The sequence below is a fragment of the Streptomonospora nanhaiensis genome (assembly GCF_013410565.1).
GTDB classification, from domain to species: Bacteria; Actinomycetota; Actinomycetes; order Streptosporangiales; family Streptosporangiaceae; genus Streptomonospora; species Streptomonospora nanhaiensis.
In genome coordinates this window covers 2,277,554-2,303,966 of the sequence record NZ_JACCFO010000001.1, presented here as the reverse complement: position 1 = coordinate 2,303,966, position 26,413 = coordinate 2,277,554, and the positions used below count along the sequence as shown (strand labels likewise).

General features: G+C 76.5%; 22 protein-coding genes, 1 tRNA gene and 1 pseudogene. 13 read left to right on the top strand and 11 right to left on the bottom strand.

The annotated features are described in order from the left end of the window. Positions 1-30: 30 nt before the first annotated feature. A complete protein-coding gene (locus HNR12_RS09905; protein ID WP_179767216.1) occupies positions 31-312 on the top strand; it encodes an HU family DNA-binding protein in 282 nt (93 codons plus the stop codon). Between the two features lie 145 nt (positions 313-457). Here the strand turns inward: HNR12_RS09905 and cofC are convergent, their stop codons facing one another. Further along, the gene (gene cofC, locus HNR12_RS09900; protein ID WP_179767215.1) at positions 458-1,114 is read right to left on the bottom strand and encodes a 2-phospho-L-lactate guanylyltransferase; all 657 of its coding nucleotides are present in this window, start codon (positions 1,112-1,114) and stop codon (positions 458-460) included. A gap of 341 nt (positions 1,115-1,455) precedes the next feature. On the opposite strand from cofC, the gene HNR12_RS09895 reads away from it, so the two are divergent. The 4 genes from HNR12_RS09895 to HNR12_RS09880 all read left to right on the top strand — a co-directional run bounded on the left by HNR12_RS09895 (position 1,456) and on the right by HNR12_RS09880 (position 6,032). After that, positions 1,456-2,373, top strand: coding sequence for a lysophospholipid acyltransferase family protein (locus HNR12_RS09895; protein WP_179767214.1), 918 nt, complete (start codon positions 1,456-1,458; stop codon positions 2,371-2,373). Beyond that, positions 2,370-3,407 (top strand): NAD(P)H-dependent glycerol-3-phosphate dehydrogenase, encoded by a 1,038-nt coding sequence (locus tag HNR12_RS09890; RefSeq protein ID WP_308118923.1) that lies wholly within the window; start codon positions 2,370-2,372, stop codon positions 3,405-3,407. Before HNR12_RS09895 ends, HNR12_RS09890 begins: the two co-directional genes overlap by 4 nt. A gap of 93 nt (positions 3,408-3,500) precedes the next feature. Continuing rightward, positions 3,501-4,784: a trans-sulfuration enzyme family protein gene (locus tag HNR12_RS09885; protein ID WP_179767213.1), complete on the top strand. Its 1,284-nt coding sequence runs from the start codon at positions 3,501-3,503 to the stop codon at positions 4,782-4,784. Positions 4,785-4,916: 132 nt separating this feature from the next. Beyond that, positions 4,917-6,032, top strand: a complete 1,116-nt coding sequence (locus tag HNR12_RS09880; RefSeq protein WP_179767212.1) for a D-alanine--D-alanine ligase family protein — start codon at positions 4,917-4,919, stop codon at positions 6,030-6,032. Between the two features lie 150 nt (positions 6,033-6,182). Here HNR12_RS09880 and HNR12_RS09875 read toward each other — a convergent pair whose 3' ends face one another. From HNR12_RS09875 to HNR12_RS09865, 3 genes are all read right to left on the bottom strand, one after another. Beyond that, the gene (locus HNR12_RS09875) at positions 6,183-7,484 is read right to left on the bottom strand and encodes a lytic polysaccharide monooxygenase (RefSeq protein ID WP_308118924.1); all 1,302 of its coding nucleotides are present in this window, start codon (positions 7,482-7,484) and stop codon (positions 6,183-6,185) included. Positions 7,485-7,813: 329 nt separating this feature from the next. Further along, complete coding sequence (locus tag HNR12_RS09870; RefSeq protein ID WP_179767211.1) at positions 7,814-8,695, bottom strand: EI24 domain-containing protein; 882 nt, start codon at positions 8,693-8,695, stop codon at positions 7,814-7,816. Between the two features lie 48 nt (positions 8,696-8,743). Continuing rightward, positions 8,744-10,372 carry a hypothetical protein gene (locus HNR12_RS09865; RefSeq protein ID WP_179767210.1) on the bottom strand — a complete coding sequence of 543 codons (1,629 nt, stop codon included), beginning with the start codon at positions 10,370-10,372 and terminating at the stop codon, positions 8,744-8,746. Positions 10,373-11,172: 800 nt separating this feature from the next. Between HNR12_RS09865 and HNR12_RS29745 the strand changes: the two are divergent. Then, positions 11,173-11,394, top strand: a pseudogene (locus HNR12_RS29745) (hypothetical protein); the annotation flags it as partial. A gap of 264 nt (positions 11,395-11,658) precedes the next feature. Here HNR12_RS29745 and HNR12_RS28375 read toward each other — a convergent pair. The 3 genes from HNR12_RS28375 to HNR12_RS09850 form a co-directional block, all read right to left on the bottom strand. Further along, complete coding sequence (locus tag HNR12_RS28375; RefSeq protein WP_246425045.1) at positions 11,659-11,844, bottom strand: hypothetical protein; 186 nt, start codon at positions 11,842-11,844, stop codon at positions 11,659-11,661. Positions 11,845-12,242: 398 nt separating this feature from the next. Then, a complete protein-coding gene (locus HNR12_RS09855; protein WP_179767209.1) occupies positions 12,243-12,632 on the bottom strand; it encodes a DUF6841 family protein in 390 nt (129 codons plus the stop codon). A 222-nt stretch (positions 12,633-12,854) separates the two neighbouring features. Next, positions 12,855-15,122 carry a UvrD-helicase domain-containing protein gene (locus HNR12_RS09850; RefSeq protein WP_179767208.1) on the bottom strand — a complete coding sequence of 756 codons (2,268 nt, stop codon included), beginning with the start codon at positions 15,120-15,122 and terminating at the stop codon, positions 12,855-12,857. A 614-nt stretch (positions 15,123-15,736) separates the two neighbouring features. Here HNR12_RS09850 and HNR12_RS09845 point away from each other — a divergent pair. Next, positions 15,737-16,390 (top strand): methyltransferase family protein, encoded by a 654-nt coding sequence (locus HNR12_RS09845; protein ID WP_308118941.1) that lies wholly within the window; start codon positions 15,737-15,739, stop codon positions 16,388-16,390. 204 nt (positions 16,391-16,594) lie between these two features. On the opposite strand, the gene HNR12_RS09840 is transcribed toward HNR12_RS09845, so the two are convergent. Next, on the bottom strand, positions 16,595-16,948 hold the full coding sequence (locus HNR12_RS09840; protein ID WP_179767206.1) for a YciI family protein: 354 nt from the start codon (positions 16,946-16,948) through the stop codon (positions 16,595-16,597). A gap of 197 nt (positions 16,949-17,145) precedes the next feature. Here HNR12_RS09840 and HNR12_RS09835 point away from each other — a divergent pair, with 197 nt between their 5' ends. Continuing rightward, a complete protein-coding gene (locus HNR12_RS09835) occupies positions 17,146-17,784 on the top strand; it encodes a SanA/YdcF family protein (protein ID WP_179767205.1) in 639 nt (212 codons plus the stop codon). A gap of 82 nt (positions 17,785-17,866) precedes the next feature. Here the strand turns inward: HNR12_RS09835 and HNR12_RS09830 are convergent, their stop codons facing one another. Next, on the bottom strand, positions 17,867-18,316 hold the full coding sequence (locus tag HNR12_RS09830) for a protein-tyrosine phosphatase family protein (protein ID WP_179767204.1): 450 nt from the start codon (positions 18,314-18,316) through the stop codon (positions 17,867-17,869). A gap of 148 nt (positions 18,317-18,464) precedes the next feature. On the opposite strand from HNR12_RS09830, the gene HNR12_RS09825 reads away from it, so the two are divergent. Beyond that, positions 18,465-19,904: a hypothetical protein gene (locus HNR12_RS09825; RefSeq protein WP_179767203.1), complete on the top strand. Its 1,440-nt coding sequence runs from the start codon at positions 18,465-18,467 to the stop codon at positions 19,902-19,904. A 64-nt stretch (positions 19,905-19,968) separates the two neighbouring features. Here HNR12_RS09825 and HNR12_RS09820 read toward each other — a convergent pair whose 3' ends face one another. After that, positions 19,969-20,643, bottom strand: coding sequence for a SanA/YdcF family protein (locus HNR12_RS09820; RefSeq protein WP_179767202.1), 675 nt, complete (start codon positions 20,641-20,643; stop codon positions 19,969-19,971). A gap of 104 nt (positions 20,644-20,747) precedes the next feature. Here HNR12_RS09820 and HNR12_RS09815 point away from each other — a divergent pair, with 104 nt between their 5' ends. After that, positions 20,748-22,307, top strand: a complete 1,560-nt coding sequence (locus HNR12_RS09815; RefSeq protein ID WP_179767201.1) for a DUF885 family protein — start codon at positions 20,748-20,750, stop codon at positions 22,305-22,307. 41 nt (positions 22,308-22,348) lie between these two features. Here HNR12_RS09815 and HNR12_RS09810 read toward each other — a convergent pair whose 3' ends face one another. Continuing rightward, positions 22,349-23,398, bottom strand: a complete 1,050-nt coding sequence (locus HNR12_RS09810; protein WP_179767200.1) for a MurR/RpiR family transcriptional regulator — start codon at positions 23,396-23,398, stop codon at positions 22,349-22,351. A 1,039-nt stretch (positions 23,399-24,437) separates the two neighbouring features. Here HNR12_RS09810 and HNR12_RS09805 point away from each other — a divergent pair. From HNR12_RS09805 to HNR12_RS09795, 3 genes are all read left to right on the top strand, one after another. After that, the gene (locus HNR12_RS09805) at positions 24,438-25,454 is read left to right on the top strand and encodes an N-acetylglucosamine kinase (protein WP_179767199.1); all 1,017 of its coding nucleotides are present in this window, start codon (positions 24,438-24,440) and stop codon (positions 25,452-25,454) included. A gap of 220 nt (positions 25,455-25,674) precedes the next feature. Next, complete coding sequence (locus tag HNR12_RS09800; protein WP_179767198.1) at positions 25,675-25,863, top strand: hypothetical protein; 189 nt, start codon at positions 25,675-25,677, stop codon at positions 25,861-25,863. Positions 25,864-26,040: 177 nt separating this feature from the next. Then, positions 26,041-26,113, top strand: a tRNA-Lys gene (locus tag HNR12_RS09795). Positions 26,114-26,413: the final 300 nt, after the last annotated feature.

The following is a 26,413-nucleotide window of genomic DNA, read 5'->3' as shown; positions in this document are numbered from 1 at the left end:
CGTGCGAGCAAGGGGGAACCGGAGGAACCAATGAACAAGCGTGACCTGATCGACGCCATCTCTGAACGTATGGGCGACCGAAAGACCGCCACCGAAGCCGTGAACGCGGTGCTGGAGACGATCCAGAAGACCGTGGCCTCGGGCGACAAGGTCGCCATCACGGGCTTCGGCGTCTTCGAGAAGTCCGAGCGCGCCGCTCGCGAGGCCCGCAACCCCGCCACCGGGGCGACCATCAACGTCCCGGCGAGCTTCGTTCCGAAGTTCCGCCCGGGGGCCGACTTCAAGGCCCTGGTGAACGGCGAGAAGAAGTAGTCCCGCGGCGGCGCACGCCGCCCGCGCGTCGGCGCCCGGGTCCCCCGAGAGGACCCGGGCGCCGCGGCGTGTCACGGGGCGCCCGCCCCGGGCCGTCCGCGCCCCCGCCGCCCCGCGCGGCGGTCACCGCGGGCGCGCGCCCGCCTCAGCGGGCGGCGCGCGCCAGCAGCTTGGCCGTGTACGGTCCCACACCCAGCGCGGCGGCCTCGCGCAGGTCCTCGGGGGTGTCGACGTCGCGGCGCACGCTGGGCGCGGCGGTGCCGTCGAGTTCGACCGCCCCGGCCGCGCGGTGCCGCCGCCGCGAGGCGCCCTCGAACGCCGGGGCGAATGCCGCCCCGGGCCGAGCCGCGTACAGCGTGGTGCCGATCCCGGGGGCGTCGGGCAGGAACGACACCGGGTGCGCGGCCGCGGCGTCCAGTACCCGCTCCAGTTCGCCGGCCCGCAGCGCGGGCAGGTCGGCCGACAGTGCGGCCCGGCCCCGGTGCGGGAACTCCCGCAGCGCCAGCGCGGCGCCGTGCACCAGCGCCGGGTTGAGCCCGGTGCCCGGTTCGCCGCCCACCACGCGCGCGCCCAGTTCGGCCAGCGCCCGCGCGGCGCGGTCGTCGTCGGTGACCACGAACACCGCCCCCACGCGCGGGCAGGAGACCGCCGCCATCACCGTGTCGCAGGCCACGGCCAGCGCGAGGTCGGCGCGGGCCAGCCCGCGCAACTCGGCCGCCCCCGCCAGGCGCGACTTGGCCGCGCCCAGGCGCTTCACCGGGACCACCAGCGACCAGCGCCGGTCATCATCCAACGGCGGCATCGCGCCCCTCCTCGACTCGCCGGACCGCCTGCTCCCCGGGCCCGCCCCCGCCCGCCAGGCTATGCCGTCCGGCCCCGGCGCGCGCGGGCGCGAGGGCGTGCGGGCATGGGGCGGCGCCGCTGGGGGACACTGGTGCCACGGCACCCGGGGCACCGCCGCCCCCAAGGCCCCGGCGGGCGGGGGCCGCGAACGCCTAAATCGGGTCGGACATGGGCAATCGCCCCGTCCGCCTAGACTGGACCGGCCGCATGCGGCCACCCGACGGACACGGCGCGGCGAAGCGGTGCGCGCCGGCGGTCCGGTGCGCCACATCGGCGACGCAGGTCGAAACGGAGGAGCCCGTGGCTAAGCAGCGCGAAGTGCAATGGGTCAAGACGGTCGTGGCCGCCATCGTCCGCCCCGTCCTCGGCCTGGTCACCCGGCCCGAGTGGCAGGGCACCGAGAACGTCCCCCGCGAGGGCGGGGTGATCATCGCCGCCAACCACCTGTCGATGGCCGACCCGCTGACCATCGCCCACTACCTCTACATCGGCGCGCGCCGCTGGCCCACCTTCACCGCCAAGGAGGGGGTGTTCCGCATCCCGCTGGTGGGCGCGGTGGCCCGCAGCACCGGCCAGATCCCGGTCAAGCGCGGAAGCACCGACGCCGTCAAGGCCCTGCACGCGGCCGAGCTGGCGCTGACCCGCGACAACGCCTCGGTGATCTTCTACCCCGAGGGCACCTGCACCCGCGACCCCGACCTGTGGCCGATGACCGCCCGCACCGGAGTGGCGCGGCTGGCGCTGAGCACCGGGGTGCCGGTCGTCCCGCTGGCCCACTGGGGCGAGCAGCACCTGCTGCGCTACGGCACCGCCAAGCTGCGGCCGTTCCCGCGCAAGCGGGTGCAGATGATCGCCGGACCGCCGGTGGACCTGTCGGCCTACCGCGACAAGCCGATGACGGCCACGGTCCTCAAGGAGGCCACCGCCGAGATCATGCGCGCCATCACCGAGCTGCAGGCCGGGCTGCGCGGCGAGGTCCCGCCCGCCGAGCCCTACGACATGCGCCGCGCGCGCCAGGGCGACGCGCAGGACGCGCAGGGCGGCTCCGACGCCGCCGGCGCCGCGCCGGCCGCCCCCGAGGCGCCCGAGGTCGCCGCGGCCGAGTCCGCCGCACCGGCCCCCGCGGACCCGGTTCCGGCCGAGCCCGCCGCCGACACGCCGGCCGCCGACGGCGCCCTCGACGGCACGGCCAACGGCGAGGGGACGACCCGCCGGTGAGCGCTGACACGCCGCGGGAGCACGCCACCAAGGTCGCGGTCATGGGCAGCGGCTCCTGGGGGACCGCCTTCGCCAACGTGGTCGCCGACGCCGGCGCCGCCGAGGTGGTCCTGTGCGGGCGGCGCGCCGCCGTGGCCGACGCGGTCAACGCGCGCCACGAGAACCCCGACTACTTCCCGGGCATCCCGCTCAACCCGGCGCTGACCGCCACCACCGACCCCGCCAAGGCGCTGCACGGCGCCGATTTCGTGGTGCTGGCCGTGCCCTCGCAGACACTGCGCGGCAACCTGTCGGCCTGGCGCGCCCACATCGCCCCCTCGGCGGTGGTCGTCAGCCTGATGAAGGGCATCGAGTTGGGCACCTCGCTGCGCATGAGCGAGGTCATCACCGAGGTCCTGGCCGTGCCGGCCGAGCAGGTGGCGGTGGTCTCGGGCCCCAACCTGGCCCGCGAGATCGCCCAGCGCCAGCCGGCCACCGCCGTCATGGCCTGCCCGCACGAGCCCACCGCCGTGCGGCTCCAGCACATCTGCAAGTCCGCCTACTTCCGCCCCTACACCGCCACCGACCTGGTCGGGGTGGAGTTGGGCGGCGCGGTGAAGAACGTCATCGCGCTGGCCGTGGGCGTGGCCGTGGGCATGGGCTTCGGCGACAACGCCAAGGCGTCTTTGATCACCCGCGGCCTGGCCGAGACCGTGCGCCTGGCGGTGACCCTGGGCGCCGACGAGCACACCCTGGCCGGCCTGGCCGGCATGGGCGACCTGGTGGCCACGTGCAGCTCGCCGCTGTCGCGCAACCGCACCTTCGGCGAGAAGCTCGGCCAGGGCATGACCCTGGAGGAGGTCGTCGCCGAGACCCGGCAGACCGCCGAGGGGGTCAAGTCCTCGGAGTCGGTGCTGGCCCTGGCCCGCGCCGCCGGGGTCGAGATGCCCATCACCGAGGCCGTGGTCGCGATGATGCACCACGGCCTCCCCCCGGCCGAGGCGCTCGCGGCGTTCATGTCGCGCAGCGCCAAGCCGGAGCGCTACGGGGTGTAGCCCGCGCGCCCGCGCCGCAGCGGTGCGGGCGCCCAGCCGGGCGGTCGGGGGGACCGTCGCGGCACGACCAGCCGAAACGGAAGACACGCCACCATGCACGAGCAGGGCCGCCACAGCGGACACGGCCGCACCGGCCGGGAGCGGAGCCGGCGGGACGCCGGGGACCGGCCGGGGGAGAACACCCGCGCCGTGCGGCTGCCCACCGGGCCGCCCCCCACCGAGCGGCCGCTGCGCACGCCGGTGTACCGCACCACCACCTTCGAGTTCGCGACCTCGCGGGACTACGCCGACGTGCTCGCCGGCACCGTGCCCGGCTACTCCTACTCGCGCATCGACAACCCCACCGCCGACGCCTTCGCGCGGGCGGCGGCCGCCATGGAGGCCGGCGGCAGCGGGCGCGAGGTGCGCGGCGAGGCGTTCGCCTCGGGCATGGGCGCCATCAGCAGCGTGCTGCTGGGGCTGACCAGGGCAGGTGCCCACGTGGTCGCCTCGCACTCCATCTACGGCAACACCTACTCGCTGCTGGACGGCCTGCTGCGGCGCTTCGGGGTGGCCGTCGACTTCGTCGACATCACCGACCTGGACGCGGTGCGCGCCGCGGTGCGGCCCGAGACCGCCGTGGTGTTCACCGAGACCCTGTCCAACCCCACGATGACGGTGGCCGACCTGCCCGCTCTGGCCGCCGTCGCCGGCGACGCGGGCGCCGCCCTGGTGGTCGACTCCACGTTCGCCTCGCCCGCGGTGTGCCGGCCGCTGGAGCACGGCGCCGACATCGTGGTGCACTCGGCCACTAAGTACATCGGCGGGCACAGCGACGCCACCGGCGGTGTGGCCGTGGGCGGGCCCGAGGTGATGGCCGCGGTGCGCTCGGCGCGGGTCGACCTCGGGCCCTGCCTGGCCCCCGACGAGGCGTTCCTGCTGCACCGCGGGCTGGAGACGCTCCCGCTGCGCATGGCCCGCCAGTGCGCCACCGCCGCGGAGTTCGCCGCGGCCGTGGCCGCCCACCCCGCCGTGGAGAGCGTGGCCCACCCCAGCCTGCCCGACCACCCCGGCCACGCGCTCGCGGCCCGGCTGTTCGACCCCGACCGGTTCGGCGCGGTGGTCACCGTTACCCCGCGCGGCGGGCGGGAGGCCGGCATGGCGCTGGCCGACGGCGTGCGCACCGCGATGGTGGCGGCCTCGCTGGGCGGCACGCACACGCTGGTGGGCCACGTCGGCTCCACCACCCACCGGCAGATGAGCGACGACGCCCTGGAGAAGGCGGGGATCGGGCCGGGCGCGGTGCGCTTCTCCATCGGGCTGGAGGATCCGCGGGACCTGATCGGCGACGCGCTGGCGGCGTTGGACCGCTGCGGCGCCGACCAGACCGCAAGATGAGACGGGGCCGTCGGCCCATCGGACGTTCGGACGCCCGCCAACCGGGCACCAGGACACGACCGTGGAACGAACGGCCGCAACCGGGATCAACCGGTTCCTGTTGGTTGATAGGGCGAGATAGGGTCGGGCAGCATGGCCGAGCAGCGTAAAATCCGGGTCGCCGTCGTCTTCGGCGGACGCAGCACCGAGCACGAGATCTCCTGCGTGACCGCGGGCGGCGTCATCTCGGCGATCGACACCGACCGGTACGAGATCGTGCCCATCGGGATCACCCGCCAGGGCGAGTGGACCCTGTCCTCGGCCGAACTGGAGCAGCTGGCCATCGTCGACGGCCGGCTGCCCGAGGTCGACGGCTCCGGCCCGCGCCTGGCCGTGCCCTTCAGCGGCGCCGCCGACCTCATGGTGCTGGCCGACGGCCAGGCGCCGCGCCCGCTGGGCGGCATCGACGTCGTCCTGCCGCTGCTGCACGGCCCGCTGGGCGAGGACGGCACCGTCCAGGGCCTCTTCGAGATGATGGACGTCCGCTACGCGGGCGCCGGGGTCTTCGCCAGCGCCGCCTCCATGGACAAGGTCTTCATGAAGGCCCTGTTCACCGGGCACGGGATCCCCACCGGCCGCTACGTCGCCGTGCCCGACCGCGCCTGGCGCGGCGAGCGCAAGCGGGTGCTGGACGACATCGCCGAACTGGGCGCCACCCTGTTCGTCAAGCCCGCCCGCGGCGGCAGCAGCATGGGCATCACCAAGGTGTCCGACGCCGCCGACACCGACGCCGTGGTCGCCGCGATCGAGTCCGCGCGCGAGCACGACCCCAAGGTGATCGTCGAGGCGGCGGTGCCCGGCCGCGAGATCGAGTGCGGCGTGCTGGAGTCGCTCGACGGCGGCGCGCCCGACACCTCGCTGCCCGCCGAGATCCACGTGGCCGAGGGCTTCGACTTCTACGACTTCCAGGCCAAGTACCTGTCCACCAGCACCCTGTCGATCCCCGCCGACCTGCCCGCCGAGGTGGTCGCCGAGATCCGCCGCGAGGCCGCGCGCACGTTCGAGGCGCTGGGCTGCGAGGGGCTGGCGCGGGTGGACTTCTTCTACGGCGACGACGGCCGGGTCTACGTCAACGAGATCAACACCCTGCCCGGGTTCACCCCGTCCTCGGCGTTCCCGCAGATGTGGGCGGCCAGCGGGGTGGACTACCCGGCGCTGGTCGACCGCATCATCCAGACGGGCCTGCGCCGGGCGCCCGGCCTGCGCTGAGGCCGGGCGCCCGGCCTCCCGCGCGTGAGAAAAGGGCGGGAAGGCGGTGCCCCGACGCACGTCCGCCTTCCCGCCCCGGTCGATCCCGCCGGCCGGACCCTGCCGCCCCCGGCCGGGGGATCGTGGGGAGTGGTCTGGTGGGCTACCCGGTCACGCCGTGGCGCACGACGAGCCGTCCAGCCGGAACGCCTCGGGAACCTGGGCCGGGCCCGTGGAGGAGGCGTTGAACCCGAAGGTCACCGAACCGCCGGCGGGGACGTTGCCGTTCCAGGCGGCGTTGGTGGCCATGACGTGGTCGCCGTGCTGCTGGAACTCCGCCGACCAGCCGTTGGAGACCGTGGCGCCGTCGGTGAACTCCCAGTCGACCGTCCAGCCGCTGATGGCGGCGTCGCCGTCGTTGGTCAGCTTCACGTTGGCGGTGTAGCCGCCCGACCACTGGTTGGCGACGGTGAAGTCGACCGTGCACTCGCCGCTGGTCTCGTTGGCCGAGCCCGTGGTGACGCTGACGGTGGACGACGCGGGCGAGGTGTTCCCGGCGGCGTCGAGGGCGACCACGTAGAACGCGTAGTCGGTCTCGGGGGTGAGCCCGGTGACCGTGGCCTCGGTGCGCGTGCTGGTGGCCACCACCTCGTCGGTGGCGGCGTCGCGGACCTCGTAGCGGGTCACCCCGCGGTTGTCCCTGGCCGCGCCCCACATCAGGTCGACGCTGTCGCCGGTGACCTCGTGGGCCATGGGCGCGCCGGGGGCGGTGGGCGCCTCGGTGTCGGGCTCGGTGGTGCCGCCGCCGGTGAAGTTGACGTCGGCGCAGTTGTAGAACGCCTCGGGGCTGTCGGAGCGCTGCCAGATCGAGTAGATGATGTGCCGGCCGCTCTTGTCGGGCAGCGCGGCGTTCCAGGTGTACTCGGCGCCGTCGGGTCCCGAGCCGTTGATCGGCGGGTTGGTGACCTGGTCGAACGGCACAGGTTCGAGGTCGTCCCAGCCCAGCGGCTCGTCGGGGTTCCAGCCGTCCTTGGTGATGTACTGGTACCAGGTGCCGGGGTGCGGCGCCCAGGCGTTGTAGCGGAAGGTGATCTGCTGGCCCGCGCGCACGTCGGTGGCCGGCCACTCGGTGCCCGGGGCGTTGAACGCGTCGAACTGGCTGGTGGGGCCGCACAGCTTGCCGTCGGGGATGATCTCGCGGTGCCGGCCGCCCGCGTTGCTGATGAGGTTGCCGAACCAGTTCCAGAACGGGTAGCTGTTGGCGGCCAGCGCGTCCTGGCACATGGGGTTCTGCGGGTCCAGCGAGCCGCCGTTGCCGTTGTCGATGCCGTCGCGGTAGCAGGCGTAGGTGCGCGTGGCGGGGTAGGTGAGGCCGCCGTGGGCCTCGGCGGGCTCGGGCGGCAGGGCCACCGCGAACCCGGCGGCCAGGACGGCGGCGCCGCCCATCAGGGCCGTCAGTCGGGCGAGGTTCACCTGTGCACTCCTCATTGTCACGTTCCCGGCCGCGGGGGCGCGGCCGTGGGGGATGGGGTGGGGGATGGTGCATGAGGAAGGAGATCGAGAAGGCGGGGATGGGGATGGTGAGGGGGATGGACAGGACGGGGGTTGTGTCCGGAGGGGAGCGACCGCGGAGCCTGCTGGGAGCGCTCCCATATCTGGGAGCGCTCCCAGAGAGGCGTCCGCAGAAGCTCCTTTAGCGTGGCGTGCGCCACACGATAGTGCAACGGGCGGTAAGTAAGTCGTGGCGGAACGGTTAGCTCGGGGCGCGGCGGCGAGCGCGGGGCGGCCGCCGCGCCGGCGGTTCAGCCGCGCGGGTGGCCGGGTCCCGGAGGCGGGCCGTAGGGGCCCTGCGGCGGGGCGGAGGGGCCGGGCGGCATGCCCGGGTGGGTCGGCGGCGCGTAGCCGTGGGGCGCCTGCGGCGGTGCGGGCGGGGCGGGCGGCAGCAGTTGCCGCGCCAGGACGGTGCCGCCGGCCGTGACGACGGGGAACGCCAGCACCGCGACGAACGGGACGGCCAGCAGCAGGTAGCTGGGGATGCCGAAGCCCCACACCAGGAACCGGCGGCGGCGCATGGCCTCGCGGCGGTCGCGCACCCGCAGCAGCCGCCGCCGCTCGAACGGTGTGCCCAGGAGTTCGATGGTGAGCAGCCAGCCGCCGATCATGCCCGAGACCACCGGCACGACCGTCTGGCCCACGACCGGGATGAACCCGGCGAGAAACATCGGAATGGAGATCAGCGCCGAGACCAGGATGAGGCCCAGCGACTGGCGCACCGCTCGGACGATCGTACGGGTGATGGAGTCGTCGAAGGACGGCGGCGCGTCGCCCAGGTAGTCGTCGACGCTCTCGGCGATCTTGTCGTAGAGCGGGAACCCCAGGGCCAGCGTGAGGCCGGTGAAGGCGACCACCATGAGCATGACCGCGGCGGCGATCAGGACGATCCCGGCCGCCACGCGCAGGGTGGTGGCCCAGCCCTCCGACCAGCCGTCGGCGAACGGCGTGAGCCAGGCGGTGAGGTCGGTGATGTTGGTGACCAGCGCGACGAACCCGACCACGAACAGCACCGAGGTGACCAGGGGCGGGATGGCGCCGAACACGAACAGGCGGGGATGGCGGACGATGATGCCCAGGCCCTGGAACAGGATGCCGACGCCGGCGAAGAGATCGCGGAGGGGAGTGCTCACGACGGTCGAGAATAGTGTGTCGGCGGTCGGCCCGCACCTCGCGGCCGTTCACCCGGCGCGCTGGCGGACCAGCGCCGCCCGGGCGCTGCGCGCGGCGGCGCGGATGCGGTGGTCGGGGTGGTGCTGGGCGAACCAGGCGAGCACGAACGGGCTCTCGGGGTGCCCGCAGCCGGCGGCGGTGTCGAAGACGCCGGGCAGTTCTGGTTCGCTGACGCTCAAGTAGGACCCCTCGTCGTCGTTGCCGTAGGTGCCCAGGCGCAGGCTGGCCGCGAGGCCGTCCAGCAGCGGGGCGAGGTGGTCGTCGGGGCCGAGCGCGTCCTGCTTGGCGAACCCGGCGTCGAACAGCCAGGCGCGGGCCCGGGCGCCGAACCGGGGGTCGGTCCGCAGCGCCTCGTAGTAGGGGCGGGCCTCCAGGGCGTGGGCGGCGGTGGCGGCGCGCGCCACGGAGCGGTGCACGCAGTCGTCGCTGCGGCGGTAGAGCGCCACGAGCGCGCGCATCGCCTCCGGTGCCCCGCGCGCGGCGATCCAGCGGCGCAGCTCGTCCTCGCCGGAGGGGGCGCCGGAGGCGGCCCGGTCCACGACCACCTCGGCGTCCTCGGCCATCAGCTCGGCGAGCGGGCGCGGCCGCACCCCGCCCGCGCACAGCAGCGCGTACCACAGCCACCGCCCCACGCCGGTGAGGACGGCGTGCGGGCCGCCCGCTGCCTGGGCCTCGGCCACGGCGCCCAGCGCGGTCAGCTCGGCGAGCGCCTCGGCGGCGCGGGCGGCGAGGTCGGCGGCCGGGCGGGGCTCGGCGGCGCGCACCTCGGCGGACGCGGCGGCCATGTGCGCCGCGACCGGCACCGGCGCGCCGAGGTCGCGGCCCACGCACAGGGCGGTGAGCACGGCGCCGATCAGCGGCTCGGCCGCGCGCGGGCCGACGTCGGCGGCGATGCGGCGGCGCAGGTCGGTGAAGCGGGCCCACCACAGGTCCAGCGCGGAGGCGACGCCCCGGGTGCCGGAGGCGCCGGCCACGGCCGGGGCGGCGAGCACGCCCTCGGTGAACTCCTCGGGGCGGGGCAGCGGCACGGCGGGGAGGGTGCCGCCCAGGCGCCCCCAGCCGGCGGCGGGCGCGGCGGGTGCGAGGCGGGCGCCGGCGCGGGCGGCGGCGAACGCCGCGAAGGTGAGTCCGGGCGCCGCGCGCCGGGCCGCGCCGCGCGGCGGGGCGGCGAGGGCGCGGTCGCCGATACCGGGGCGGGCGGCGGCCGCGGGGGCGGCCGGTGCCGAACCGCAGCGGTAGTCGGGCCGGCGCGGCGGGGGAGCGGTCGAGTGGGCGGCCGCGTAGGCGGCCAGGAACCGGTCCAGCGGCACCGACCGGGGATCGCTCCACCCCCGCGCGGCGAGGAAGGTCCACCAGGTGGTGAGCGCGCGGGGCACGGCGGCGGTCTCGGCGGGCGAGAGGTCCTCGCGGGTGGTGAGCCAGTGCCGCAGGGCGGGGGCGTCGGCGGCCGACCACCGCGCCACGAGGCCGTCGCCGCCAGCCCGGGGCTCGCCGAGCTTGTAGCGGACGACGGCGCCGAGGACCCGCGTGGCCACGGGCGCGCCGGCGGCGCGCGCCCACGCGGCGGCCGAACGCGGCAGCAGCTCGCGGTACCGGTCGAGCGTGTCCTCGTCGGCATTGCTGAACACCAGGCGCATGACCACTCCACGTTGTTCCCAGACCGGCCGGGGCGGACCGGACGAACAGCGCCGTCCGGACATGTCGGGATGGCCGAGGCCGCCCGGACCGACCCGTCCGCCGCCGCCTCACCCCTAGTGTGGCAGCCGCCGCCTCGCGTACACAGGTCCGCGCACACCGGCGGCCCGGCGCCGCACCTGCGTTGGCCACCCCGCCTGACCTGGGTCGATGAAAGGCGGTTGGTGCGACGCTACAGGCAGCGGCCCCTTTTCCGCCGGAGTACCGCCCCTCCGCCCGCCGAACCCGGACCGCTGAGGTCGTCCGCCCCCCGGCCACCCGAAACCCCTTCGGAGCCCGGCCCGATATGACGCTGCCCACACCGCCCGCCCAGCCCGCCCGGCGCGGGCGCACACGGACGGCGCCTCGGTGTGCCGGGCGGTGGCGGCGCCCGCAGCGGAGGAGAGGCGCGCCGCCAGGGTGTGAGGCGGGTGGTCGGGGTGGGCGGGCGGTCCCCGGTGGTGTGCGGGGGACGGGGTGCGCAAGGGCGGTGGCGGACTCCGACTCGGGAAGGAGGGAGCGCGCGCGGGAACCCCGGCCGGCCGCCCCGGTTTGAGGGCGGGGTTTCACCCGCCGCGCGTGGGCGACGGAATCGGCGGCGACGAGGGCGGCAAAGGCGGGCGCGGCGCGGGTGGGCGGCCATCGTCCTTCGGGCGATCGCCGGGTCGGCCCGCGATCGGCTGGGACCGTTTCGCTCGGCATCGGTGACGACCTGTCCCGGTGTGGGAACGCGGAGATCCCGCCGACCACGCGCCCAGTCGCGATGCGAGCGGCGACCGGGCTCCGCGCCCCGCGCCCCGCCGCGTCCACCCGAGGATCGGGCGCGGGGTTTTCCACAGGCGTCGGGTTGGCGTTGCCGCACGTGGGCGGGGCGGGCTTGGCTGGACGCATGCCGGACTCCACGGACGCCTCCACCGTCCACTTCCTCGCCGCGGCCCAGCACGGGGTCGTCTCGCGTGCCCAGGCGCTCGACTGCGGGCTGACCGACTCCGCCATCCGCCGGCTGGTCGCGCGGCGGCGCTGGCGGCGGCTGCGGCCGCGGGTCTTCTACGTCCAGCCCGGCGGCGATCCCCCCGCTGGCGGCGCGGGTCATGGCGGTGCAGCTGGCCTACGGTCCCCGGGCCGTGGCGGTGGGGCCCACCGCCGCGCGGCTGTGGCGCTTCAGCGGGCTGCCGCCCGCCCCCGGCGGCGACCGCCTCCACGTGGTCCTGCTCGGCGGCGGCGCGCCCCGGGGCACGGGCGTGCGGGCCTACACCTGGCGGCTGCCGCCCAGCGAGGTCACCGTGTGCCGCGGCATCCGGCTCACCACTCCCGGGCGCACCCTGCGCGACACCGTCATGCTGGTCGACCGCCACACCGCCGTCAGCGTCATCGACTCCGCGCTGCAGGCGGGCGCCGTCAGCGCGGAGGAGCTGCCCGACCTGTGCGCCGCCAACGCCCGCCGCCCCGGCGCGGCGCGCACCCGGGCGTGGTGGGCGCTGGCCGACCCCCGCGCGCAGAGCAGTCTGGAGACCCGGCTGAGGCTGGTGTGCCACGACGCCGGGATCCCGCCCGAGGACCTCCAGTACCCCGTCTACCGGTCCGACGGCACGCTGGCGGGCCGCGCCGACCTCGCCTGGCCCAGCCGGGGCGTGGTGGTCGAGGCCGACGGCCGCGGCCCCCACAGCCTTCCGGCGGCGCTGTTCACCGACCGCGGCCGGCAGAACCGCATCCTCACCGCCCCCGGGCGGCTCACCCTGCTCCGGTTCACCTGGAGCGACCTCCAGCGGCCCAAGGACATCGTGGCGATGATCCGCCAGGCCGGCCGCGACCCCGCGCCCGGGCCGGCCCCGCCTACACCTCGGTCGCGGCGGCCACCACCACGCAGATCCGTACGGACTCGCCCGACACCCGCAGCACGTAGCGGAAGGTCTCGGCCTCCAGCTCCCCGCCGCCCTCGTCGGTGTAGGACCACGCCACGTCGACCGACAGCAGCGACCGGGTCAGCCACTCGGCGGCCCGCACACGCGGCACGGCGTGGGCCACCCCGCGCCGGCGGTACTGCTCGGCCGCGCCCGCGAAGGCGTCCTTGACCTCGTTGGGGGCGGCGATCGCGATGCTCTGGGCGTCGCCGGCCACATAGGAGGGATAGGAGTACGCGGCCGCCACCCCGTTGAGGTCGCCCCCGGCCAGCGCCCGGCCGTAGGCGGCGAAGAACTCCTGCACAGCGGTCTCGTCCGGCATGGCGCCCCCGTCGGTCCGTGGTCGGCCCGGCCGCGCCCGCGCCGGCCGGTGCCGCGCGCAGCGCGCCGCCGGACCCCTCCGCGCGGCGCGGCCGGGTGGTTGTTCTGCCCGCTGACCAGTAGAAACCGGCGGCGCCCCCGTCCGCCGCACGACGCGCCGCCGTGCGGCCGGCCGCCGCGGCACCGGGCGCCACCGCCCGCCGGCGGTGGCGCGCGGGCGGCCCTACAGCGGCAGGAACGGGCTCGGGGCGCCGTGCCAGCTGACGTAGAGGCGTTCGCGGGCCCGGGTGCACGCCACGTAGAGCAGCGACCGCTGGGCGTCGAGTTCGGCGCGGCGCTGGTTCTCGTCCAGGGCGGGGTCGGTGAGGTGGTCGGTCTGCGGAAGGGCGTCGGCGGTGGCGGCGAACACCGCGATCGCGCGGAACTCCAGCCCCTTGACCCCGTGCATGGTGGTCACGCGCACCGCGTGGGCGGTGTCGGTGACCGAGTGCTCGCGCGGGTTGAAGATGGCGGCCGGCAGCGCGCGCGCCCGCAGGTGGGCGGCCACGGAGTCGCGCAGCTTGTTGGTGCGCGCCGTCACGCAGATGTCGGCGGGCTCGATCCCCTCGGCCAGCCAGCCGCGCACCCGCTCGGCCAGCGCGTCCAGCTCGGTGGGTTCGTCGGGCGCGCCGTACAGCTCGGGCGGCGGGCCGCTGAGCACGCAGCGGGTGGATCCGCCCGGCTCGATCGCGGCGGAGTCGCCCAGTTCCAGGACCGGCTGCCCGCGCAGGATGCCGTCGGCCCAGGTGAGGATCTGCTCGGTGGTGCGGTAGTTGACCCGCAGCGGATAGGACCGGCCCACGATCTCGATGCCCAACTGCTTGAAGGAGACCGTGTTGTCGTAGATGCGCTGGCGGTTGTCGCCGGCGATGAACAGGTCGTTGGGGCCGGGCGGCACGGCAGCGCGCAGGGTGCGCCACTGGGCGGGGTGGAGGTCCTGGGCCTCGTCGACCACGACGTTGGTGTAGGGGAGTTCGGCGCGTTCGCTGAGAATCCGGGCGGCCTCGGCGTGGAGGTCCTCGGCGGGCAGTTTGCGGCTGGTGCGCATCATGGCCCGGACGCTGCTGACCGCGTGCCAGACCCGGCGGCGCTGGTCGGCGTTGAGCGGGGTGGTGCGGCCGGCGCGGGCGTCGGGGTCGAGGTAGCCCTCCAGGGTGGTGATCCCGCGCGCGGTGATCACGTGCCGGTACTCCGAGAACAGGAAGTCGACGGGCCAGGGCAGCCGGTGCTGCCGGGCGTAGTTGGCGAACACGCCGCGGGTGTCGGTGCGCAGCCGGATGTCGGGGTGGACCTCCTTGACCACGTCGAGCGCGAGCTTGTCGGTGGTGACCACGTCGACGTCCTCGACGAGTTCGGGCGGGATCAGCAGCGCGAGGTTGCGCTTGAGGGACTCCACCAGGGCGTTGGTGAAGCTGGTGAGCAGCACCCGCCCGCCGAGGGGCAGGTGCTCGGCCAGATACTTGACGCGGTGCAGCGCCACCACGGTCTTGCCGGTGCCCGGTCCGCCCGACACCTTGGCGGGGCCGTTGAAACGCGGGCGGTAGGCGAGGTCGCGCTGCTTGGGGTGCAGGAAGACCCGCCAGGCGTTGAACTCGCCGGCCAGGACGTCCTCGATCTCCTGGTTGTCGTTGACGACGATGACGCGCTCGCGGGTGTGCCGGATGGCGGTGTCGTAGTCGTCGGCGGCGACCGCGCCCACGACGGGGCGGCGCGGCACAACGACCTCGTCGCGCACGCGCTGCACCGAGTGGCCGTCGGCCAGGGCGCGCAGCACCTCGAACTGGTCCTGGGGAAGGGCGGGCGCCCAGTCGTGGAGTTCGCGGGCGGTGGTGAGGGTGCGGCAGAAGTCGCGGATCTCGGGGTCGATGCCCAGGCGCTGGAGGTCGTGGTCGCTGACGTGATCGAAGAGCGGGGGAGCGGCCGGCGCGGCGGGCGGCGCGGCGGCGGGCGCGGTGGCGCCGGCGCCGGAGGGCGCGGCGGGAGCGGTGCGGGCGGGGCCGGGGGCGCGCGCGGGCGCGCCGGGGGAGCCGGTCGGCACCGGGGCGGCGCGGGCGGCGGGCCCGGCCGCGTGGGCGGGGGCGCGTTCGGCGGCCTGCCCCAGCGCGGTGGCGTCGCGGCGTTCGAGCGTGCCCATGACGGGGTTGACGTCGTGGCGCTGGTCGGTGGCCCAGTCCTCGGCGGTGTCGCGCGGCAGCAGGTGGACCAGGAGGAAGGTCTCGCCGGACTCGGGCGCCAGCATCACGCCGGTCCAGGAGTCGCTGATGCGGAACGTGCGGATGCGGGGGTCCTGGCCCTTGGGCAGGGAGCGGATGCGGAGGTCGGGGTGCGCGAGGAGGGCGTCGAGCGAGAGTTCGCGGAATTTGCGCGTGGCGGCGAGCAGCCGCTCACGCGTGGGCTTGTCGAGCTTGTCGTACTGCGGAAGACATGTCGCGTCGATCGCCAACTGCGGCATGGGCCTCCTTCGCGGCGTATTCAGAGCGGGAATCCCGCACTTAACTGCCTTTCCCCGCAGTTGTATCCGACGCTTGTGACATTACAGCCGCAAATGGCCGGCTTTTTCGCCTCCGGCGCTGGTTTTCCGCGCCGGAGGGGGTGCGCGGGTCTGCCGCGGAACCCGCCGCCGCCTGCGGTCGGCCGGGCGGCGGACGGGCCGCGACGAGAAGGGGATACCCCCGCGCCGCCCGCCGGAATCAGCACATGCCGCCACTCGCGCACGAGCGCGGCGCGGGCGGCGCGCGTACCGGCGGGAAAGTCCGCCGGGGACGTGCCGGGCGGGCAATGCCGAACCGGACCCGCAATACCGCCGCCGAACAGGGCCGCCGGACGGGCCGGCCGCCTCGGGCAAAGCGCGTCCGGCGAAAGCCGCGCCCGGGAAAGGCGCGGCGCGTCGGGCGGGGGCGCGCCCCGCCCGGATCGCACGTCCGGGACGTGACGGTGAGTGCCGTGATCGGCACCTTCGGTAGTAGTGTGGGGTGGGTGCCGCCCGAGTTCGTCGGGGCGGCCGCACGCGGGCTTTCGCCGCGGCCGTGGGCCGCGGCGCCGAGGGGGACCCTGATGCCGGCCCTGGTGACGATCGCTCTCACCGTCGTCTTCGCGTCGCTGGCCATGCTCGGCCGCACCCTCGCGCACTACCTGCGCACCGGGCGGCTGTCCGTCCGCTTCGCGCCCACGCCCGACGCCCCCCGGCGGGTCCAGGTCGGCGCGTGGTCGGCCGTCGTCGGCGGGGGGTTCCTGGCCGGGATCGCCGCGCCCGCCGCCGAACTCCTCGGACCGCGCGTGCCCGCCGCGCTCGCCCCCGCCGACCTTGCGGCCCTGCGCGCGGCCGGGCTGGTGCTGGCCGTGGCCGCGCTGGCGGCCACGCTCGCCGCCCAGACCGCCATGGGCGCCTCCTGGCGCATCGACGTCGACCCCGACGACCGCACCGCCCTGGTCACCGGCGGGCCCTTCGCCCTGGTCCGCAACCCGGTCTACACCGCCGGGCTGTGCTGGACCGCCGGGATCGCCCTGTCCTGCCCCGGAGCGCTGTCCGCCCTGGGCGCCCTCACCGTCCTGGCGGGCGTGCAGGTGCAGGTGCGCCGGGTCGAGGAGCCCTATCTCGCCCGCGCGCACGGCGCCGCCTACACCGCCTACGCCGCGCGCGTGGGCCGGTTCCTGCCCGGTGTGGGCCGGCTGCGGTCCGGCGCCGCCGACGGCCCGCCGCCCGCCGTCAGGGGCCGGTGACCCACCGCCGCATGGCGGGCCCGGGCGGCACCGAACGCGGCGCGATCCGCGGCGGGGGCCGGCCCACCCGGCGGGCGCGGGATCAGCGCCGGGCGCACGGCCGGCGCCGTGGCAGCGGATGAGGCCAAGCCGCAGCCGGTCCACGGTCCGGTCGCGCGCGGGGTGAGGGTTCGGCGCGCGGCGCCGGGCAGCCGGCCTCGGGGCTCACCCGCAGGACCCGAACTCCATGGGCCGCACCTCGACGGGCAGGGTGGTGGCGCGCGCCAGCCGGCGTCCCCACTCCAGGGCCGCGTCCAGGTCGGGCGCCTGGATCACGGTGAACCCGCCCACGTGCTCCCCGCCCTCGATGTAAGGGCCGTCGGTCGTCAGCGCCTCGTCGCCCCGGGCCCGCACGACCGTGGCGGTCTCCGGCGGGGTGAGGCCGCCGGCGAACACGCGCGCGCCCGCCTCGCGCATGGCCGCGTTCACGGCCTCGACCTCGCGCATGATCGGCTCCAGCACCTCGGGCCCGGGAGTGCCGCCTGCGGGCTGGTAGATGCTGAGCAGGTACTGCTTCACGGTGGTCCTCCTCCACATGCGGCCGGCGTCGTCCGGCCCCTCCACCCCTACCCGGACGCCGCCGCCCCGATCGGCACCGCCGCGCCCACGGCGGCCCGCCGACGGCCGGGCCGAGGGGGCCGGGCGAGCCGCTAGGGTCGGGTGGCGAAGCGGGCCGGGGCGGCCGGTCCGATCCGGGAAGGCGGTCTGGGGCGGACATGGGACCAAAGGCGTGGGCGGGTGTGGGCGCGGCGGTGGCCGCGGCGGCCCTGGGGCCGACCGTATGGAGCTACGCCGCCAGCGCGGGGCGCCGCACGCGCGCCGACCGGGCGCCCGAGTGCCCGGTGGCCATCGTCCTCGGCGCGGGCGCCACCCCCAACGGCCCCTCCGCCCTGCTCGCGGCCCGGCTGGCCCTCGCGGCACGGCTGTACCACGACGGCCGCGTGCGCGTGCTGCTCGTCTCGGGCGACAACCGCGCCCGCTCCCACCACGAGACCGACACCATGGCCGCCCGGCTGGTCCACCTCGGCGTGCCCGCGGACGCGATCGTGGCCGACCCGCACGGCTACCGCACCTACGACACCGCCGTGCGCGCCCGCCGCGTGTTCGGCGTCGACCGCGCCGTCGTCGTCACCCAGGCGTTCCACGTGCCGCGCACGGTGGCGCTGTGCCGCGCCGCCGGAGTCGACGCCTACGGCGTGGGCGACCCCAGCCTGCTGCGCCGTCCGCGCGCCACCGCGCTGGGCTACCGGCGCGAGATCGGCGCCAACGCCAAGGGGCTGCTGGACACCCTGCGCCGCGCACCGGCCACCGTCGAGGAGCCGCCGCGCGACGACCTGCGGACCGCGCTGTCCTGACCCGCCCGGCGCGTGCGGCGCGCGAACCGGGCCGCACGCCGCGGCCGGGCCCCGGTGCGGGGCGCGCCCCGCACCGCGGGTGTCACCGGGCCGGCTCGCCGTCCCGGCCGAACCCGGCGGCGTAGCGGCGCTGCCACGGCGTCTCCACCGCGCGGCGGGCGTACAGCGCGCGGACGTAGGCCACCGCCTGGTCGCCGGGCACCCCGTCGAGAACGGCCAGGCAGGCCAGCGCGGTGCCGGTCCGGCCGACCCCGCCGCCGCAGGCGACCTCCACGCGCTCGTGCCCGGCCCGCTCCCACGCCTCGCGCAGGGCCTCGCGGGCGGCGGAGCGGTCGGAGGGGAGCCCGAAGTCGGGCCAGCGCACCCAGCGCGCCTCCCACTCCACCGGCGGCGGCCGGCGGCCCAGCAGGTGCAGCGCGAAGTCCGGCGGCGGACCGGGCGGCAGGGGGCGGCGCAGACCGCGCCCGCGGACGAGCCGGCCCGAGGGCAGCCGCAGCACACCGGGGGCGTCGGGGTCCCAGGCGGAGGTCATGGCGGGAGCCTAGCGCCGGCGCGCCGGGCGGTGCGCAGCGCCCCGCACCGAGCCGGAAGCGGCGCCGGGCCCGGTGCCCCGAGGGAGCCGTCCACAGGGCGCGCGGCCGAGTTGGCCGCGGCGGGTGCGGCACCGAAATAATGCGGCTATGGACGAGACCACGGGCTCCGGCCCTCTGCACGCAGTAGACGACACCGACTGGAGCGCGCTGGCGCCCGGCGGGCACGCGATCCCCGGCCTGCTGCACGACATCGCGGGCGGTGAGGGCGCCCAGCGCGGGGTCGACGACGCGGTTCCGGAGCTGTTCGACCTCATCCGCTTCCCCGGGCCCGGCTACCTCGCGGCGCCGCGCGTCGCCCACCACCTGATCTCCATCGCCTGCCACCCCGGCACCCCTGCGGCGTGGCGGTCCCGGCCGCTGAGCCTGCTGCTCGAACTCCTCGCGCCCACCGCCGCGGTGCTGCTGCCCGAGCCCCGCGACCCCTCCCAGTGGCGCGACGAGGTCGCCTGGGCCGCAGGCACCGACCTTGAGAAGGTCCGCGACCAGTACCGCGCCTGGTTCGACGACGCGTCCGACGAACAGCGGCTGCGGCACATGGCCGCGCGCATCGACACCGTCGCCCGCGACCAGGGCGTCGCCCTGCTCCAGGCCGAGCGCGAGGTCCACGACACCGTGCGCGAGCGCGTCCCCGACCTCCTGCGCCTGCTCGACGGCGGCGACAACCGCCGGGGCATCGACTCCCCGGCCGAGTGGGCCTGCTACATCCTGGCGTTCGTGCCCGAGGCCGCCGCTGAGGTCTACCCCGCGCTGCTGCGCGGAGTGGGCACCCCCGCCGACCTCCCGGGCGGCTCCTCCCGCGACCTGCTGTCGGCGGAGCTGTTCGCGCTGGGCATGCTGGCCCCGCCCGACGACCCCGAGGTCACGGTCGCGCTGGCCCACGTCATGGCGTCGGGCCACCTGTACAACGCCTTCGCGGCGGCCGTCGCGCTCGTGCAGATCCACGGCGAGCGGGCACCGCGGGAGGCGCTCACCCGCATCGGCCGGGGCGGGCGCACCAACGTCGGCTACCGCGGCCTCTTCGGCGACTCCTGGCCGCACTGCGGCGAGCTCGCGCCCGCGGTCCTGGGCTTCCTCGCGCTCGGCCGGGCCGGGCGGCGCTCGGTGGAGCAGCGCATCGGCATGCTCCCGGACGTGCTCGCCGGCGCCGAGGGCGCGGGCCGCGCGGCCGTCGTCGGCGCCGCGCTGGAGATGGTGCTGGGGCCGCGCACGGCGGCGCCCGACCACCCCCTGGAGCCCGACACCGACCTCGACCAGGACACCCTGAAGGTCCTGTGGTCGATCGCCGACATCCCGGCCGCGGCCTGGACCGAGTCCGCCGTGGGCGACACCGTGCAGGCGTGGGGCCTGCCCGAGGACCGCACCGGGTTCCGGGTCTTCGCGGGGGTCGACGACGCCGCCGAAACCGACGCCCCCGACCCCGCGGGTTCCGGGACCGGCGACCCGGCCGCGTCCGCCCCCGCGCCGGCCGCGGCCCCCGAGCCGCAGGGCGGCGGTCTGCTCAGCCGCCTGTTCGGCGGAGGCCGCTGAGGAGCGGTCGGCCTTCCGGGGCCGGGCCCGCCGCGCGGCGCGCCCGGCCCCGCCGGCGCCCCGCCTACCTCGGCGCGGCCAGCGCCTCCCGCACGCCCGGCTCCCGCGGCCCGAGGAACTCCGGGTCGGGGCGGGTCAGCGCCTCGGTCAGCCCTAGGAACGCCGCCGGGACCTCGCGGACGTAGCCGTAGACCGTGGCCACCCCGCGCACGTGGTAGCTGGGGTCGCCCACGCCCTGGGAGTCGATCCCGGCGCTCGTGCACAGCGCCACCGCGCGCGGCAGGTGGAAGTTCTGGGTGATCACCGTCGCCGCCTCGACCCCGAACACCCGCCGCGCGCGGGCGCAGGTCTCCCAGGTGCTGAAGCCCGCGTAGTCGGCGACGATCTTGGTGCGGGGCACGCCGAGGTCGGCCAGGTACTCCCGCATGGAGTCGGGCTCGTTGTAGTGGTCGACGCTGTTGTCGCCGCTCACGAGCACGGCGTCGACCCGCTCGCTGTGGTAGAGCTCGGCGGCGATGTCCAGCCGGCGCTGCAGCAGCGTGGTGGGCGTGCCGTCGTCGCGCAGCCCCGCGCCGAGCACGATCGCCACCGGCCGCGGCTCCGCGGAGTCCAGGCCGGTGCGGTGCTCGGCCGTCGACAGGTTCAGCCACGTGTAGGGCGCCAGCGCGGCGACGGGCGCCAGCACGCACGCGACGAGCCACGCCCACGGATTCGACCACAGCCCCCGGAGTGTCTTCACACCAGGAGTGACGCTTCAACCGCGGCGGGGGTTCCGATCCGGCGGCCGCGCGGGGCCGGAAAAGCCTTGCCTGCGGCCCGCACCGCGCGAGTAGGGTCCAGGCCATGGACGACTATCCGGCGCGGCTGCGCGCCATCGCCGACCTCAACGTGGCCTCCGCGCGCGAGGAAGGCGGCCGCCACGAGTACGACGGCGTCGTGGGCGACCTGTCGCCCGAAGGCGTCACCGCCGGGCTGGCGCGCCTGGGGCGGGGGGACCCCTTCGCCGACGCCCACGACGAGGCGCACGCGCGCGCCGCCGAGGAGGCGCTGCGCGTGGAGCTGGGCGAGCTGGAGCTGCACCGCTCCAACCCGCTGCGCCACGTCTTCGAGCTGGACGTGTCCTGCTACGACCGCGAGTACGCGCCCGAGGCCGAGCGCCGCGCCGCCCGCGACCGCCACCTGGCCGCCTGGCCCGACGCGGTGGGCGCGGCGATCGCCGCGCTGGACCGGGTGAGCGCCCCCACCGCCACGGCGCTGCTGGACGCGGTGCGCGGGCTGGCCGCCGGGGTGCCCGAGGACGTGCCCGCCGAGGTCCGCGACCCCGCCCTCTCGGCCCACCGCCGCCTGGTCACCCACCTGGAGCGCGCCCAGCGCGAGGGGCCCCGCGACGCCGCGCTGGGCGGCGCGGCCCTGGCCCGCTACATGGGCGCCGGCGAGGCCCTGGAGGTCGACCTGGACCGGCTGCGGGCCCAGGCCGACACCGAGCGCGACCGGCTCATGGCGCGCCTGGCCGAGTCCGCCGGGCGCCTCGCCCCGGGCCGCCCGCCCCTGGAGACCGCCCGCGAACTGCTGCGCGACCACCCCGCGCCCGACGGCGTGCTGGACGCCGCGCGCACCTGGACGCGGCTGTGCCTGGACTTCACCCGCGAGCGCGACCTGGTGCCCTACGACGACGGCCGGTGCGAGGTGCGGCTGTCGCCGCCCTCGGGGCGGTGGGCGACCGCCGCGCTGGGCTGGTCGGGCCCCGCCGAGGCCGACGCGCCGTCCAGCTTCTTCGTCACCCCGCCCGATCCCGCGTGGTCGGAGACCGAGACCGCCGAGTGGATGGAGCTGTTCAGCGCCACCACGCTGCCGGCGATCGGTGTGCACGAGGTCGCGCCGGGGCACTTCTCGCACGGCCGCGCCCTGCGCCGGGCCCAGGGGCAGGTGCGGCGCTCGCTGTTCTCGCTGTCCTTCGTGGAGGGCTGGGCGCACTACACCGAGGAGCTGTGCGTGGAGGAGGGGTTCGGCGCCTACGCCGAGGAGGCGCTGGGCGCGGACGCCGGCTCGTTCACCGCCGCGCACTTCGAGGTGGGCGTGTGGGTCGAGGCGCTCATCCGGGTCACCCGGCTGTCCTCGGCGATCGGCGTCCACACCGGTGAGATGACCGTGGAGGACGCCGCCCGCCGCTTCGCCGCCGACACCCCGCACACCGGCCCGGCCGCGCTCGCCGAGGCCCGGCGCGCCCTGTTCGACCCCACCTACGGCCGCTACACCTGGGGCAAGCTGGCGATCCTGGACCTGCGGGAGCAGGCCCGCCGCCGGTGGGGGAGCGGGTTCAGCCTGCGGCGCTTCCACGCCGCCCTGATGGAGTTGGGCGCGCCGCCGCTGGGCCTGCTCGGCACGGCCCTGGAACGGGGCTGAGCAGGGCGGCGGCCCGCGCGGGCGGCCGCGCGCCCCGGCCGTCACTCCGGGGCGCCGCCGTCGTCGCGGGCCCCGTGCGCGGGGCGCGGGTCGGCGGAGGCGGCCCGGCGGCGCGGGGCCGGCCGGCGGCGGTCCTCGCCCACGCGCAGGCCGCGCACGGCGTCGTAGGTGGTGGCCAGCGCGCTGCGGCTGTCGGCGTAGCGCGACTGGGCCAGCCCCACGAACAGGCAGTCGATCACGGTGAGCTGGGCGAGCCGGCTGGCGGTGGCCCCCGAGCGGAAGGTGGTCTCGCGCGCGGCCGTGGTCAGCACGTGGTCGGCGGCCTCGCTGATGGGGGACCGGGGGAAGTTGGTGATGGCCACGGTGGTGGCGCCCCGGCGGCGGGCCTCGGTCAGGGCGTCGATAGTGTCGATGGTGGTGCCGGTGTGGGACACCGCCAGCGCGACGTCGTCCTCGCACAGCAGCGCGGCGCTGGTCAGCATGACGTGGGTGTCGGACCAGGCGAAGGACGTGATCCCGATCCGGTGCAGCTTCTGCTGGAGGTCGGCCGCGACGAACCCGCTGGCGCCCACCCCGTAGATGTCGATGCGCCGGGCCACCGCCATCCGCTCCACGACCGCCTGCAGCACCTCGATGTCGAGCTGTACGGCGGTGTCCTCGACCGCGCGCGCGTCGGTGTAGGCGATCTTCTGGACGACGGTCACCAGGGTGTCGTCGGGATTGATGTCGCCGGCGAACTCGCGGGTGCTGATGCCCGCGCCGCGTGCCTGCCCCGCCTCGGCGGCCAGGGCGAGGCGGAGTTCGCGGTACCCGGTGAAGTCGATGGTGCGGCAGAATCGGATCACCGTGGCCTCGGATGTGGCGCAGTCCTTGGCGAGCTGGGTGATGGAGGACGCGGCGACCCCCTCGGGGTCGGCGATGATGCGCTGGGCCACGCGCTGCTCGGCCGGTGCCAGCGACGGCAGCAGCGAGCGGATGCGCAGGACAGTGGTCGGCGAGGCGGAGTCGTCCCGTCCGAACAACCCCGTGGTGCCCTCGCCGCCCGCTGCCCCGCCCTCGTGGGTATTCGGCGGTTTCGCCGTTTTCGCCATGATGGAAAGTTTCTTTCGGTCGCTGAGCCGAGTCAATGCGGCGCCGGTTTTTCCCCATGGCCCGGCGCGGCGGCGCTCATCCGCCGCGCGCGTTCGGGACCGGCAGTCGGCGCCCTCGGCCGTGTCCGAATCCACGGTGGCCGACGGCGCCCGGTGTCACTGCCCGCAACGCTACCCGTCCCGCGGCGGTCGCTCCGGCTCCAGGGGGCGCTCAACGCGACGGCGCGGCAGGCGGCGGAACGGGTGGTGGCGGTGGCGCAAGGGGCGCGCCGCGCCCGCGCGGGCGGAGGCCGGGGCGGCGCCGATGGCTGACGGCGGGCGTGGGCGCGGGCTTTCGGCCCGCGGCCGCCCACGGCGGTGCCGGGATCGGAATCCGTGGGCTCGACCGGCGCCCGGGGCGGGCGGCGGCCGGGGAAGGTGGCGCCGCCGCAGCGCCTCCACGGTGCCACCACCGTGCCGCCACGGCGCCAACCCAATGCCGGTCCCGCGCGCGTGGACCCGGGCTTCCGGCAGGAGGGGTGGCCGCCACCGCCTGGGCGCGGCCGACCGCGGCCCGGGGGCGCGGGCGGCCGCCGCCGCGCGGCGGACCGGGCGGGCGTGCCTGGCGAGTGTGGACCTGCGTGGTCATCTCGCCAGGCACGGGCGGCTCTGCCGAGCCGCCGTCCCACGAGCCGGCCGTCCTCCGGCTCTTGGGAGCCGAGAGGATCGCCCACCGTTGTCCCGGCCCGCTTCGCGAAGGGGCTTCGGCCGCGGGGAAGTACCGGCCGCAGCCACCTTCTGACATCAGGCTCGTGCACTGGGCTTACAGCGCGCTGGCGATTCACTTTCACCTGCGTGCGATGCCGCCCGGCGGTCCGCGCCGCCAGGCGCCCCGACGCGGTATGACAACGGCCGCGCCCCCCGCGGGGTTCCCGCGGCCGGCGGTCCGTGGCCGTACCCGGCCAGCCTGACGGTCCGCGGCGACCTGGCCACCCGGTCGGCGGATCGTGCGGGCCGGGCGGCCCTCCCGGCCCGCGCGGCGGCACTAGGCTCTGCGGGCATGGTGCGGCATGCGGTCATCGGCGTCGACGCGGGCGGTACCGCGACGCGGTGCGTGGCGGTCTCCCTCGACGGCCGGGTGCTGGGCGCCGGGCGCGGCGGCGGGGCCAACCCGTTCTCCAGCGCCGACCCGGCCGCCGCTCTTGAGGGCGCCCTGCGCGCGGCCCTGGCCGAGGCCGGGCCGGTCGAGGTGGACCACGCCGTGTTCGGCATCGCCGGTTCGGCCGCCGCCGGGCGGCCCAAGGCCGAGGAGGCCATGCTGCGTGCGTGGGCCGCCGCGGGGCTGGGCGGGCGGCCGCGCCTCACCGACGACATCGCGGTCGCGTTCGCCGCGGGCTCGGCCGCCGACGCCGGGACCGTCCTGATCGCGGGCACCGGCGCGGTCGCCGCCTCCGTGCGGGCCGGGGCCGTCGTGCGCCGCTGCGACGGCTACGGCTGGCTGCTGGGCGACGAGGGCTCGGCGGTCTGGCTGGGCGTGGCGGGACTGCGGGCGGTGCTGGCGGCGATCGACGGGCGGGGCCCCGGCACCGCACTCGGCACGCGGCTGGCCGCCGCCCTGGGCGTCCCCGCCGGCGACCCGCAGGCCATCGTGCGCGCCGCCCACGGCCGCCCTCCGGCAATGCTCGGCGCGCTGGCGCCGGTGGTCGCCGGCGCGGCCGACGACGGCGATGCCGTGGCGGCCGGAATCGCGGCCGAGGCCGCCGAGCGGCTGCTGGCCACGCTGGGCGCGGTGATGGCGGCCGGGGCCGACCCGCTGAGCACACCGCCGGCCCCCGGGAGCGGCACCGCGCCCGCCCCCGCACCGGCCGCCAAGGCGCCCGCCCCGGTCGTGCTGGCCGGGTCGCTCCTGGCGAGCGGCCGCATCGCCGACGCGGTCCACGCCGGGGTCGCCGCCCGCTACGGGGTCCGGCCGCGCCGGGCGGTGGAGGGCGCGCGCGGGGCGGCCGGGCTGGCGCTGCGCGACCTCGGCGCCCCCGCCGAGGCGCACGCGGCGCTGCTGGAGGCGCCCGCAGGCTGAGGCCGAAGGCGGCGGGTGTGAGGTCGGCCGCGCCGACCGGTGGCCCCGCCCGGGGGCCGGACCCCGCCGAAGGCCGCGCGGCACCGCGGCCACCTGGCACGTCGCGCCGGGACCGGCGGCCCGGGGCGCGCGCCGACAAGACCGGCGAATCGGCTGATACCCGCTGATTTCTGCGTGGTGCGGGCTTCACGCGGGGGCGCGAGTCGCTATGGTCGTCTCCATGTCTGACAACAAGGATCAAGAGCAGGTCGACCCCGCGGGTTCGACCATGATGTTCCGCCGCTTCGTGGCGGAGAACCGCGAGCCCGAAACCCAGCCGAAGCCCCCGATCACCCCCTACATCCTCGCCGGTGTGGGCGCGATCGTGGCCATCGGCATCATCGTGGCCGTGGTCATGACGTGGTCCTGACCATGGTCCTGGCCATGGCCCCCGCCCGGGCCTAGCCCCCACTCCTCGTCCCCCCGCGGAGTGGGGGCGGCGGGCCGTACGCGGGCAATTCGGTTCGCCAGTCCTCTGGGCGGCTGCTATCGTTTACCACGTCGCGAGCCCGGCAGGCCGGATTTCCGCCGCGTAGGGCCGCACGGAGCGCCATTAGCTCAATTGGCAGAGCAGCTGACTCTTAATCAGCGGGTTCGGGGTTCGAGTCCCTGATGGCGCACCCACACAGCAGGCGCGGACGATCCCGTCCGCGCCTTCTGCTTTTCACCGGCCGAACCGCGGCCCCGCCCCGCGCCGGGGCGCCTGCCCGGAGGCGCCGTGGCACCGGGCCGATGGCGCGGCGGCGCCCGCACCGTGATTCCGCCGAACGCACGGCTACCGGCCACTGCGCCACCGGCCGGCCGCACGCACCCGGTGGGGGCGGCGGTCCGGCGTGCCGGCGCTTCCGGGCCGTCATCGGTACAAGTTTCAGAAAAGTTTGAAAGTTCATGCCGTTCGTCGTAGCATCGCGCCTGACACC